The 13,426-nt window shown below is 31.4% G+C and carries 10 protein-coding genes; 4 read left to right on the top strand and 6 right to left on the bottom strand.

Features of this window, described 5'->3' with window-relative positions:
* The first annotated feature begins 2 nt into the window (after positions 1-2).
* Positions 3-737, top strand: coding sequence for a head GIN domain-containing protein (locus Q1B37_RS05495; RefSeq protein WP_299896404.1), 735 nt, complete (start codon positions 3-5; stop codon positions 735-737).
* Between the two features lie 173 nt (positions 738-910).
* A complete protein-coding gene (locus tag Q1B37_RS05490; RefSeq protein WP_299896401.1) occupies positions 911-1,648 on the top strand; it encodes a CpsB/CapC family capsule biosynthesis tyrosine phosphatase in 738 nt (245 codons plus the stop codon).
* On the opposite strand, the gene Q1B37_RS05485 is transcribed toward Q1B37_RS05490, so the two are convergent.
* From Q1B37_RS05485 to Q1B37_RS05470, 4 genes are all read right to left on the bottom strand, one after another.
* Complete coding sequence (locus tag Q1B37_RS05485) at positions 1,645-4,005, bottom strand: tyrosine-protein kinase (protein WP_299896398.1); 2,361 nt, start codon at positions 4,003-4,005, stop codon at positions 1,645-1,647. The genes Q1B37_RS05490 and Q1B37_RS05485 overlap by 4 nt on opposite strands.
* A 5-nt stretch (positions 4,006-4,010) precedes the next feature.
* Positions 4,011-4,799 (bottom strand): polysaccharide biosynthesis/export family protein, encoded by a 789-nt coding sequence (locus Q1B37_RS05480; RefSeq protein WP_299896396.1) that lies wholly within the window; start codon positions 4,797-4,799, stop codon positions 4,011-4,013.
* 87 nt (positions 4,800-4,886) lie between these two features.
* Positions 4,887-6,815, bottom strand: coding sequence for a nucleoside-diphosphate sugar epimerase/dehydratase (locus Q1B37_RS05475; RefSeq protein WP_299896394.1), 1,929 nt, complete (start codon positions 6,813-6,815; stop codon positions 4,887-4,889).
* Entirely contained in the window at positions 6,812-7,945 is a 1,134-nt protein-coding gene (locus Q1B37_RS05470) for an aminotransferase class I/II-fold pyridoxal phosphate-dependent enzyme (protein ID WP_299896391.1), read from the bottom strand. Before Q1B37_RS05470 ends, Q1B37_RS05475 begins: the two co-directional genes overlap by 4 nt.
* 836 nt (positions 7,946-8,781) lie before the next feature.
* On the opposite strand from Q1B37_RS05470, the gene Q1B37_RS05465 reads away from it, so the two are divergent.
* Both Q1B37_RS05465 and Q1B37_RS05460 read left to right on the top strand, forming a co-directional pair.
* Complete coding sequence (locus Q1B37_RS05465) at positions 8,782-10,086, top strand: MBOAT family O-acyltransferase (RefSeq protein ID WP_366944298.1); 1,305 nt, start codon at positions 8,782-8,784, stop codon at positions 10,084-10,086.
* A gap of 26 nt (positions 10,087-10,112) precedes the next feature.
* On the top strand, positions 10,113-11,081 hold the full coding sequence (locus tag Q1B37_RS05460; RefSeq protein ID WP_299896386.1) for a hypothetical protein: 969 nt from the start codon (positions 10,113-10,115) through the stop codon (positions 11,079-11,081).
* A gap of 1 nt (position 11,082) precedes the next feature.
* Here the strand turns inward: Q1B37_RS05460 and Q1B37_RS05455 are convergent, their stop codons facing one another.
* Both Q1B37_RS05455 and Q1B37_RS05450 read right to left on the bottom strand, forming a co-directional pair.
* Positions 11,083-12,240: a GNAT family N-acetyltransferase gene (locus Q1B37_RS05455; protein WP_299896384.1), complete on the bottom strand. Its 1,158-nt coding sequence runs from the start codon at positions 12,238-12,240 to the stop codon at positions 11,083-11,085.
* 26 nt (positions 12,241-12,266) lie between these two features.
* Positions 12,267-13,355: a GNAT family N-acetyltransferase gene (locus Q1B37_RS05450; protein ID WP_299896381.1), complete on the bottom strand. Its 1,089-nt coding sequence runs from the start codon at positions 13,353-13,355 to the stop codon at positions 12,267-12,269.
* Positions 13,356-13,426: the final 71 nt, after the last annotated feature.

The raw sequence follows: 13,426 nt of genomic DNA, 5'->3' as shown, positions 1-13,426 counted from the left end.
TTATGAGAACAGTAACAATCATTTTAAGTTTAGCCATTTGTAGTATCACAACAGTAAATGCACAATGGTGGGGAAATAGCAAGAAAATTGAAGGAGATGGTAATGTAGTTACCAAGACAAGAAATCTATCTGAATATGATCAGGTAAAAGTAAAAGGTAGCCTAGATGTATCTTTAGTATCTGGTACAGAAGGAAACATTAAAATTGAGGGTGAAAGCAATCTTATTCCTTATGTAGTAACCGAAATTGATGGTGATGCTTTAAAAATTTATGTAAAAAAAGGATATTATTTAAAGGTAAGCAGAAACAAAGAACTTATCATAACGGTACCTTTTAAAGATTTGAGCAAAGTAAGTCTTACTGGATCAGGCGATGTATATAGCGATGATGTTATTAAGGCATCTGACTTTAAAACCAGCGTTTCTGGTTCTGGAGATGTTCGATTAGCAGTAGAAGCAAATAATATCCAAAGTTCGGTTTCTGGAAGTGGAGACCTAGTACTAAAAGGTACAGCCGATAATCTAGAATGTACGGTAACAGGTTCTGGAGATCTAAAAGCATACGACTTAAAAGCTAAAGATGTAGTAGCATCAGTGACAGGATCTGGAGATATTAAAGTAACTTCTACATCTTATATAAAAGCAAGAGTTACAGGTTCAGGTGATATCGATTACCAAGGAAATCCTGAAAGAGAAGACAAAAAGGTATCTGGTTCTGGAGATATTACCAGACACTAAAAGAAGCATATTTCAATAATCCGAAAACTGCTTAAAGAAGTTTTACTTCTTAGGCAGTTTTTTTTAAGTCTAATAATTTCTACTTTTGTAATTATCTTGATGTAAGTTAATAAGGGAACTAACATCAATTTAAAGTATACTACTTTAATAACCCCAAAACAAGAACGAACACATTGCATTTTTTATCGAAAAAAGAAATTCCTCTTCATGATATCCTCCCAAAAGGATATGTGGATATTCATTCCCATTTATTACCTGGTATAGATGATGGAGTACAAACAGTCTACCAATCTGCATACATCATTGAGCAATTCAAAAACCTAGGACTAACAAAAATTATTACTACTCCTCACATAATGAATGAAGTATGGCCCAATACTTCTAAAACTATACAGGAGAAACATAATGAAATGCAAAAAGCACTAGCTACTTTGGAGATCAACATCAATTTAAAAGCAAGTGCCGAATATATGCTAGATGATTTATTTTTAAAGAGAATTCAAAATGAAGATATCCTTACATTGCATAAAAACTATATACTGGTTGAGATGTCCACTTTTAACCCTCCAATAAATCTAAATGAATTACTTTTTGAAATTAAACTAAAAGGGTACTCTCCTATTCTTGCTCATCCAGAAAGATATTCTTATTATCAGGATAGTATTAATAAATATAAAGAATTGAAAAAGTCCGGTTTTTTATTTCAGTTAAATTTACTTTCGATTTCTGGATATTATGGCGAATTGGTCAAAAAAACGGCTTATAAAATGTTAAACGAAGATCTTTTTGACTTTGTTGGATCTGATGTACACAATTATCAGCAGTTTGAAACACTTGAAAAGGGCTTTTTACCAAAGTATATTGATAAAATTTCAAAGCTTATGGAAAATAATACGATAGTTTTTAGTTAACCTTTAACTCCATATCCGTAGCCATAGCCATATCCAACCTTATCACCTGCGGCATTCAATAACACAGCCATATTTGGTAAACGTTTTTCTCTGTAGAAATTCTCAGGAACCTGAAGTATTCTTTTGTCGGAATAATTTTCTCTTACTATATAAATACTTAAATCAGCAAAATGACCAATTAGCAGAGTATCGGTTACTAAACTTACTGGTGCCGTATCTACAACAATATAGTCATAATTGTTACCTAGATATTCAAACATTTCTTTCACCCTACCATTCATCAACAACTCTGCTGGGTTTGGTGGAATTACACCAGAAGGCACTACAAATAATGGGTCTTGCTCTCCTTGTTCGTAAATGACATCCTCAGGTTTTAAATCCAAATTCATAATAAAATTGGTAAATCCAGGCGTATCTTTCCCCTTAGGTAATTCAAAGAAATTATGAAACTTGGGATCTCTAAAATCCGTTCCTAAATACGCAATTTTCTTTCCAGATATTGCTAATGTTTTTGCAAGGTTAGATGAAACTAAAGTCTTTCCTTCTCCTGATATAGTAGAGGTAACAAAAATAACTTTTCCAGTTTCTTTATGATTACCTGCCATTAAGAAACCTAAATTCGTTCTTAGAATTCTAAATGCTTCGGCTACTGAAGATCTACTGTTTCTAGAAACAACAATTTTACTTTTCTTACTTTTTGTTTTAGGGATAGCTCCTAAAATTGGCATAGAAAGAGATCTTTCTAGGTCTTCTCGAGAATTTACTTTCGTATTAAATAAATCTAATAAATAGATCGTTAAAAATGGAAGCGCCAATCCAAGGAAAATGGCTCCAAAATAAATCATTTTCTTATTTGGAGATACTGGATAAGAACCAAGAGTTGAGGCTTTATCGATAACACGAGCATTCGATAATGTGATATGACTCGTAATTTCAGCTTCTTCTCTTTTTTGTAATAAGTACAGGTACAACTGTTCTTTAATTCCTTGCTCTCTTCCAATTGCAGTAAGTTCTTTCTGTCGAAGTGGAGCGTTATATAATTGTCCACTAAAATATTTATCCTGCGTTCTAAGACTATTTAAACTTATATTAATAGAGTTTTTAGCACCGTTTAAACTCGCTATTAATCCTTGTCTTAATGAATTAATTTGTTCTACAATATTAACAACCACAGGATTCTGTTCGCTAGAAGATTTTAGTAATCTTTTCCTCTGGCTTATTAATTGGTTATATCGCGCTACCGTAGAAGTAATGGAAGGATCCTCGAAACCTAATGTAGATGGTAGGATATCATATTTACCATCTTGACTTAACACAAATCTTCTAGTAGACTCTATTTTTCTAAGCTGAGTTTCTAACCTATTTATCTCTTGAAGGTTTCTGGAATCTATATCTGCCACTCTTTGCGTTTGCGCAGATACATCATTTGTTAATCCAAATTTAGACTTGTATCCAGCTGCTTCGTCGTCTACCGCGGATAAATCACCAGAAATTAGCTCTAATCTTTCGTTAATAAAACCAGCAGTTCTAGCTGAGGTAATCTTCTTGTTCTCAATGGTAGACTTATTATATTCTTCTACCAAATTATTAATGATATCCTTAGCTTTTTCCTTAACTGGATCATTAAGAGACAGTTTAACAATAGATGACCCTTTACCAATAGTAATTATAGCTAATTTATTTCTATATTTTTGGGCTACAATATTTACTGGAGTGACCTTAATATGGATAATCTTTCCTTTATTAGTTTGAATATCCTCGATACTAGGTGTTATAACAATGTCGCCAATACTTGTGTTGATAGTTTTTCCAAAAGAATGATCACTTAATTTCTGCCCTTCTTTATCAACAAAAGAAAAGTCAGTTTCAGAATTAATAAGAACTCTGAAATCCTTAGCCTTAGTATGCACTATGGAATCAGCAGAAAGAAAATTAATCTCTACTACTGATTTAGGATAGTTTTCTGTTTCTAATACTCTTCCTTTGGTAAAGTATTGCACATTAAGTTTCAGATTATTCACTACGTTAGTTAGTAGCGTTCTTGATTTCATAATCTGAATCTCATTTTCTATTTTATTTTGAGAATCATCTAATAGTCCCAAATCTTTAAAAGCTGCTAATTCTGATTCGCTAACACTTTCCTCTTGAGATATTAGTATAGTTCCCGAGACATTGTATTCAGGAATTGTATAGCGTACATGAAGATAAGCTAGTGTTCCAAAAATGATTACACTAAGTAAAAACCAATACCATTTTTTTACATATTTTAGAATTTCATCTCTAAAATTGAAACTAGACTTTGGTGCAGTGTTATTAACAAACGTATCGTTGTTTTCCGTACTATTATTTGTAATCATACCAACTATCTTAAGATAAGTGCTAAAGCCGCTAGACCAACACTTATAACACTTAACACAACTCCAATGGTTTTATCATTACCTTTAGAGTTTTTCACTCTTGCCTCATTTGGCTCTACATATAATACATCATTTTGGGCTAAGTAATATACTGGAGAATCAAAAATGGACTTAGAAGTAAGATCCACTCTATGATAGGTGTTAACTCCATCATTCTCACGGATAACCATTACATTCCCTCTTTTTCCCATTATAGTTAAATCCCCAGCTAATCCAATAGCTTCAATAATAGTTATTCTTTCATTCGGAATGGTGAATGATCCAGGTTGCCCAACTTCACCAATTACTGTAATCTTAAAGTTTTTCAGTCTCACATTAACTATAGGATCCTTAATATAAATCTTAAGTTTTTCCTTCAACATATCCTTTATCTGAATACGTGTAAGACCAGATATTTTTAATTTTCCTAATACAGGAAAATCAATATTTCCTTCTTCATCAATTAAATAAGTTGGTTCGCTTGCCCCATTGGCAGAAGCACCGCCACTCTCTGCACCAGTCGCAGGTAAACTAGCTCCTTGCATTAAATTAAAAGGCCTTGCAGCATCCATATCCGTAGCAGAAACTGTAATACTCACTACATCATCCACTTTAAAAACTGGAGTGAACGAATTGGCCGATTTAATTTTTTCCATATCTTTAGACTCTTGGAAATACACAACATCCGTTGGTGTTTTACAGGAAAATGTAAATACAGCTAATAATAATATAATAAAAAGGTTATATGAACGCATATGTCTAAGTTCTTTTCTTTAGGGCTTTTCAATATCAAACAAAAATAGAATAATATTCTTGTTTATAATAACAATTTTAAAAGAAGACTAAACTAAAATTTTAGGGGTTTTATTGTTAGTCTCTTGATTTTTTACATCAATACTTTCGAAGGCAGAATTCTTAGAAATAAACTCTGGAACTATTTCCTTAAGTTTTCCTACAATTTTATGGTCTTGATTAAATAAATTCATGATGCATAGGTCATCTATTTTATCCATAATAAGTGGACAATCTTCATCATCATGTTTACTTATCATAATTTTCTTATGATACGTAGGTAATGTGTTCTCCGTATCAGCCAATAGCTCTTCATATAGCTTTTCTCCAGGTCTTAATCCTGTGATTTCAATATCTATATCATTAGGATAATTTAAACCAGATAGTCTGATCATCTTTTTGGCTAAATCAAATATTTTCACGGACTCTCCCATATCAAATATAAAAATCTCACCTCCATTACCCATAGTTCCGGCTTCAATTACCAATTGAGAAGCCTCAGGTATCGTCATAAAGAATCTCGTTACATCTTTATGAGTAACTGTAAGTGGTCCTCCTTTATCTATTTGTTTTTTAAATAAAGGTATAACAGAACCATTAGATCCAAGAACATTTCCGAATCTAGTAGTGATGAACTTAGTCTTGCTTGTTTTATGAAGACACTTGATATACATCTCGGCTACTCTTTTTGTAGCTCCCATCACATTGGTAGGATTAACCGCTTTATCAGTAGATACGAAAACGAATTTATCTACTCCAAATTCCGAAGATAAATCAGCTAACTTTCTTGTTCCTAAAACATTAATTTTAATAGCCTCGCATGGGTTATTTTCCATTAGAGGAACATGTTTATACGCCGCAGCATGAAAAACCATATTAGGCTTAAATCTCTCGAATATAGTTTGTATCCGCTGATGATCTCTGATATCAGCAACTATTGGTGTAAAATTAACAACACCTTTACTAAGTAATTCTTGTTGCAGATCATATAAAGGAGATTCTGCTTGATCCACTAAAACTAAATGCTTATAACTATAAAATGAAGCTTGTCTCACGATTTCACTACCGATAGATCCAGCAGCACCAGTAATCATAATTACCTTCTCGTGTAATTCTTTCTTGATGTTCTGATTTTCTAAAGCAATTGGAGCTCTATCTAATAAGTCTTCAATCTGAATTTGTTTAATTTGAGAAACATTTAATTTCCCGTCTATCCAATCATTAATAGCAGGAATTATCTTAACCTTTACAGATAACTTCAATAAATTATCTGAAATTTGAGAAAGACGTTGTTTATCGATATGCGGAATCGAAACAATAATCTCGGTGATGTTATTTTTTGTAATATAAGTTTGATCAATTGACTGAGATCTATAAACCTTAATACCGTTTATTGTTTTTCCTATTTTTTGTGGATTATCATCAATAAATCCAACAACGGTTACTGATTTGTAAGAATCATTTGTAATAGCTGCTAAAGTTATTAAACCAGAATCTCCTGCACCATAAATCATAACTCTAGAAGAGTCTCCCAGTTTAGATTTTATATATAAATAACAGTATTTAAAGATCAAACGACTAGTAGTGAGCGTAATGATATTCAATAAATAATGCACACATATTATTGAAACTGGAATATTTAGTAATTCAGGAATTAATGACAATCTACTCGATACCATTAATGCTCCACTTAAGGCTATCAGAACAGTTACTGCTAAAAACAAATTATAAGCATCTCTCATTCCTGTATGCCTAACTACTCCTTTATACGAACCTATTAATAAGAAGCTAATGGCCGCTAAGGCGGTCATAACAGGTATCTGATATACAAAATTGGTAAGGTCGAAATCAAAAGTAATACCGAATCTAACTACATATGCTAAAAAGAAATTAAAAATAGTAATAGCAATATCAATAGACAACACAAGCCATTTAGAAGCATGCTTATGCGAATTATTAATTATGTAATCCTTTATCATCTCAACTCGTTTTTAATTACCGATACAATTCTAAATAAATCTTCTTCTTCAAGATTGGACCCGCTAGGTAAGCAAAGTCCACGATCAAATAGGTCATTAGAAATTCCATTGAGGTACGCATCACAATCCTTAAATACAGGTTGAAGATGCATGGGTTTCCATAGTGGTCTTGATTCTATGTTTTCTTTAGCTAATGCTAATCGTAATTTTTCTCTTAATTCAAAAGAGGTGGTTTCTATGCACGTTAACCATCTATTTGAATAAGAACCTTCAGGTTCTTGCAAAAACTTTATATCTGTAGAATCACTTAAATGTTTACAATAATATTCAAAATTATTACGTCTATAACCAACGTGTTTATCCAATACTTCCATCTGTCCGCGACCTATCCCAGCTATGATATTACTCATTCGGTAGTTGTACCCGATTTCGCTATGCTGGTAATGTGGTGCATCATCTCTAGCTTGTGTAGATAGAAAAATTGCTTTTCTTTTAACCTCTTCATCTTTTGCTACTAAGGCTCCACCACCAGAGGTAGTAATAATTTTGTTTCCATTAAAAGATAATATAGCAATATCCCCAAAAGTTCCGCACTTAACTCCATGATAAGAACTTCCAAGAGACTCTGCACTATCTTCTAAAACTGGAATTTGATATTCGGTAGCTATTCTATGGATTGCTTCGGCATTATACGGCATTCCATATAAATGCACAGCGATAATAGCTTTTGGCTTTTTACCTTTAGCGATTCTATCTTTAATCGCTAATTCTAATTGTTCAGGACAGATATTCCAAGTTTCTTTCTCACTATCAACAAATATAGGTTTAGCTCCAAGATACATTATAGGATTAGCAGAAGCTGCAAATGTCATACTTTGACACAACACTTCATCTCCTTGTGTTACTCCTAACAATATTAAACCTAAATGTAACGCTGCTGTACCAGAAGCCAGTGCCGCAACATGGCTATCGTTTTCTAGATAGTTTTCTATATCATTTTCAAAACCATCAACGTTTGGTCCTAACGGTGCAACCCAATTTGCATCAAAAGCTTGCTTAACAAAACTTTGCTCTGTTCCTCCCATATGTGGTGAAGAAAGCCATATCTTTTTGGATTCTACTGCATTCATAATTTTTCCCCATTAATTATTGAACAATAATTTATCCTCAACAATTGCTCCAAAAGTGGAACAAATGCTAGATTCTTTTTCATGACAATCTAATAAAATGTAAGGAAGAAGGGGGTAGTACTTCCAATATGTATTTTACTCTTACTTGCTTTAACCAACGCTAAAATAGTTCAGTTAGATTTAATATCACTGGAAAAATTAATTTTTTAGATAGAATACTTAAAAAAAGCGTTTAACAGCATAACTATTTCGAAATAGTTTGTAAAACAAGGGAATTACCGTAAGAAATTTACTATATATTCTTACACAAAAACCAAGTATTTACCTACATCGCTAGTAGTTTCTATTCATATATTAAGTCATAAAACCATATTTTAATGTTTTATAACCAAATTTAACTTAAAATTCACCCCTTACATTCTTACGTAATCATTCCCTTAAAGAATACTGCAATAATATTAGTTATTTTAACATCAGAATTAAGGAATTTAGCTGTTTTTTAGCAGGGGTTTTGCCCCTTGAATCAATTCATAAAATGTACCAAATAGAGGATTAGAAAATAGTTTCTAAAAAAAATTAAATAATACTTGATTAATTAAATAAATTGCCTAAAATTTACTCGCTTCAAAAAAACAACTGATTTACATTTTTCTATTAACGATCCCCGAATTTTATATTAATGATTATTCATGTTATTTAATTCCTTAGATTTCTTCATCTTTCTTCCAATAGTTTTTATTGTCTATTGGACCCTTTTTAAAAAGAATATAAAACTTCAGAATATTTTTATTCTGATTGCTAGTTATTTTTTTTACGCAATGTGGGACTGGCGCTTTTTGTTCTTAATCCTTGCTAGTACTATTGTAGATTTTATTATTGGACCACTGATACATAATAGCGATTCTAGCAAAATTCGGAAAAGATGGTTATGGGTAAGTGTTATTTTTAATATTGGTCTCCTTGGTTTTTTTAAATACTACAATTTCTTTGTTGACTCTTGGATCGACATGATGAACACAATAGGTTACAAAGCAGATAATTCATGGACTTTACAAATTATATTACCCGTAGGAATATCATTTTATACATTTCAAACGATGTCCTATTCTCTTGATATTTATTACAAGAGACTAACTCCTAATAAAGATTTTATATGCTTTGCTACTTTTGTAAGTTTTTTTCCGCAGCTAGTTGCAGGACCTATCGAGAGAGCTTCCAATTTACTCTCACAAATAACAACTAAAAAAACCTTTAACTATATACAATGTAAAGAAGGTATTAAACTTATTCTTTGGGGTTTATTCAAAAAAGTAGTAATCGCGGATTCTATAGCTCCGATAGTAGATGATATTTTTGCTAATTACGAAACCTACTCTGCCTCTACTCTAGTTTTGGGAGTTTCGCTATTTAGTTTTCAGGTATATGGTGATTTTAGCGGATATTCTGATATTGCGATTGGGACTTCGAAGCTCTTCGGTATAGAATTAATGTCTAATTTTAAGTTTCCTAATTTTTCAAGAAATGTTGCAGAATATTGGCAAAGATGGCATGTTTCATTATCCACATGGTTTCGCCATTATGTATACATCCCACTTGGAGGTAGTAGAGTAAGCAAACTAAAATCCGTTAGAAACATTGTTATCATATTTCTAGTAAGTGGCTTTTGGCATGGTGCTAACTGGACCTTTGTAATTTGGGGAGCTATTCATGCACTTCTTTACATTCCTGTATTTCTAATGGGTCGCAATCGTATTTATATGAATAATGTAGTAGCAGAAAACAGATGGTTTCCATCTATTAAAGAGATATTTCAAATTTTGTTGACATTTTCTTTAGTAACTTTTTCAAGAGTGTTCTTTAGATCGGAATCTATTACGGATGCTTTTGGGTTTTTAAAACAATTATATTCTAATTTCAAATTTGAAACTTATGCGCATCCTTTGGGATACAGAATGATAGATTATTTTATTCTTTTAGCATTGTTTGTACTTTATGAGTATTTAATTAGAAAAGATGAAAGATCTCCATTTAAATTCAAATCAAAAATTGTACGATTTGCTTTATATACTCTGGTAATACTAGGGATGCTATTATTTTTTGACGATAATATAGATCGATCTTTTATTTATTTCCAATTTTAAAATGACTATCTAATCCACTATACACTATGAAAAAACTTATTCTTAAAAGTGCTTTATATTTTTTTCTGATACTCATTTCTTTGGAACTATTGGTTCGTGTTTTTCATTTGGGAAAAGATACTCCCACAAGAATATTAGATGAAAATAACGTTGAAAAATGGTTACCAAACCAACAGGGGTTTTCAGTTACAGGAAATAGAAGACAAAATTTTTCAGAATTTCATATTAACAATTCAGGATACAATTCGTACAGAGAATTTACACCTACAATGGATAAAGTTGAAGTTGCATTGGTAGGAGATTCATTTATTGAAGGTTTTCATCAAAATTATTACAATTCGATTGGTAAAAAAATCGAAAAATCTATTCCTGGAATTGAAGTTTATGAATATGGATATGCAGGATATGACTTTGCTGATCAACTACATTTAGTAAATGCTTACCAAGAGCAATTTAACGCGATTGATCATGTTATTTTGGGAATAAAATTTTCAAATGATTTAACCAGAGGAACCTACAAAGTAGTACAAGGAAGATTAGCTCTAGAGTCGCCAATGAATCGATTGCTCAAAAAAAGTAAACTACTAGTTTATTGTAAAAGCATTGGTATCCTAGACCCTCCTCAAATGTTGCTTTATAGACTAAAAAGTCTTCTGAAACCACCTACTCCAACAAATGAAATTTCTGACAAAGAAAAACAAGAAGCATTACAGAAAAAAGAAGAACAATATTTAACTAACTTCAAAAGCTTAGTTAATACCTATGGTTTTGATAAGACTCGCTATACACTATTGTTAGATTCTAAGATCACTAGTGACTATTTTATCGCATACCTTGATAGAGAGGGGTTTAATCACATCGATTTTGCAGATTATTTTGCAAAAAGCAAAATGCCAACAACATTAATTTATGATAGACATTGGAACGATCATGGTAGAGAGCTAATAGCAAAATCAATTTCGGATTACCTTAAAAAGACACCTATCATTGAATAAACTATTGTTTTTGTACGATTTTTTGCATTTTAGAAGAACCTAAAATCAAAAATGATTTTTCTTGTTCCGATAAAACCACTACACGGACATCAGAAACCTTATCTATGCTGGTATACAAAAAGTCAAAAACCTTACTACGAATGGATTTATACTGGTCTGAATTATAATCTATCTCGGGAAAATTTTCATCGTAATTTAGATCTTCTATTTTAGAAACTTCATAAGTCTCCGAAGTTATTCCTAGCGATTGTTTACGTTTCGCTTTATAATTTTTATAACGTACATATGCAATTTTGAATACAAACTCTTTAAACAATACTTTTGTATACTCTATGTTTCCTTTTATAATACCTAATAAAGATCTTTTGGGATATATGACCTGATGTTCAAAATTATAAATATGATTGCACCACTCCCTTTTATAACTCAAATCTCCCATACCCATTTCGTAAGATTTATGGTCATTAGCTATCAACCAATCTACCTTTTTATAAATCTCAACACTACCTAAACTAAACTTAGAATAATCAATATCATATGAAGAAATTGCACTAAATAATCGATCCTGAAAATGATGATTTAAGGAAACAATAATTGGCTGATTCCCATCAAAAGCGACAAACATAGAAGCTTTTTTCTCATTGATTAAGGTGAAATACAGTTTCTTATAATAATCCCATCTTAAGAGACTCTGACTAACATCGTTACGTTGCTCAAATCGTCTGATTAGCATTTTTTCAAGACTATCCATATAAGCATCGTAGGTGTCCTTTTCTATGCTACCATAATATGTTTTATAAGTAATATCAAAACAAGTCTCTAATCGCTTAATTCTCCTTCTTATACCTTTGGCATTACTCCTAAAACGATGCTTGATATATGCATCTGCATTAGAAAAACCATCTAAAAAAATAGCATATCCTTTAAAAAACTGATCCACCTTTTTGACAGTAAAGTTTGTATCATCTAGACTTGGTTCTAAATAGTCTGGAATAAAAAAAACAGAATATATTTCATTCGGTTCATTTACGAGTGTACTGTCATGATTTTTATTTTCAATAACTTCGGTGGAACTTTCGGATTTCACACCGGAAAATACTTTAGGAATTGAGGATTTTTCGAAAAGCTCGAAGAAATAATCTATACTGTTTTTTTTCACCCGATTGAATTTCTGGATAATTAGTATTATCTGTTGTTTAGTCTATAATATGGAAAGAAGTAATTATTAAGATCCTCTTTATCTAGCTGTGCATATGTATCGCAAGATGCTAAACACAACTGATCGTAGACTTTCTCATTGATTACCTTTCTACCTGTATAAAAGGTAGCATCTTCATCTTTTGGGAAAAGCGATTTTTTATTCTTATACAATCCATCTCCATCCTTCATTCCTCCTCCTAAAACATAATATTTCTTTCCATTACTAATTGCCCACTCGATTACTTTAACCCGTAAAAAATCATTAGGACGATAGCTAAAATACTCAGCATTCGTTCCTCCTAAAAAGGCAAATATGGTATCCTTATAATTAATAATTAACTCAACAGAAATTGGTATTTCTTGATAGTAAACAACAATGATGGAAAAATTATCAAGATTAGATAAAATTAGATCTTCGAAATAGGTGTTAGAAAAAAAATAAATTTTATCAGCATTATTTCTAGTCATTGTATCTTCATATATACTATGAAATATTTTAATGATGTCCTTTGTAATTTCTTGTTTATGAAATACCTTAAAATCCAAATCATAATTTATCGCCTTCCTATAATTATTACGAACCTTTGGTAAAAAGGCATTCCATTGTTCTTCAAAATCATTAATCAACATTCCTTTTACATTAGAGAGTGTCTTAATCAACGAACCAGAATAATTCTGATGATTTGAATTTAAACTAAAACGAATAAACTCTGTTATTACATTATTTTCCTTGTACCAAATATCAACTAAACGCCAAAACTCGGATAAATCTGCTGCTGTTATATCTTCATTAAACAAGGGTCCACTATACCCATATGGACTAATAGCATCGTAATAAGGAACATCATCATTATTTATCTTGATTTTTCTTAAAACAAAAGGCATTAAAACTATAGGAACATCATCTTTCTCTAACAAAAAACATCTTAGATGATCTCCTTCTTTCTCAAAATAACGCATATGTTCTATAGAATAATACACATTATTTCCCCATCTTTTTGTAAGCAGATCTCTGTAATTCTGTATATCTACAGAATCATTGAGCTCTTTAATTTGTATTTTATAGTTGTTCAATGCAAAAATGTTTGGTATGGATATTTCGGTTTAATAGTATTCTTAATCTAGGGGGATAGATTTTTTTTTAT

The organism is uncultured Aquimarina sp. (assembly GCF_947492965.1).
Lineage (GTDB): Bacteria > Bacteroidota > Bacteroidia > Flavobacteriales > Flavobacteriaceae > Aquimarina.
Note: the sequence above shows the minus strand (reverse complement) of the source record. Positions and strands in the feature narration are given on the sequence as shown.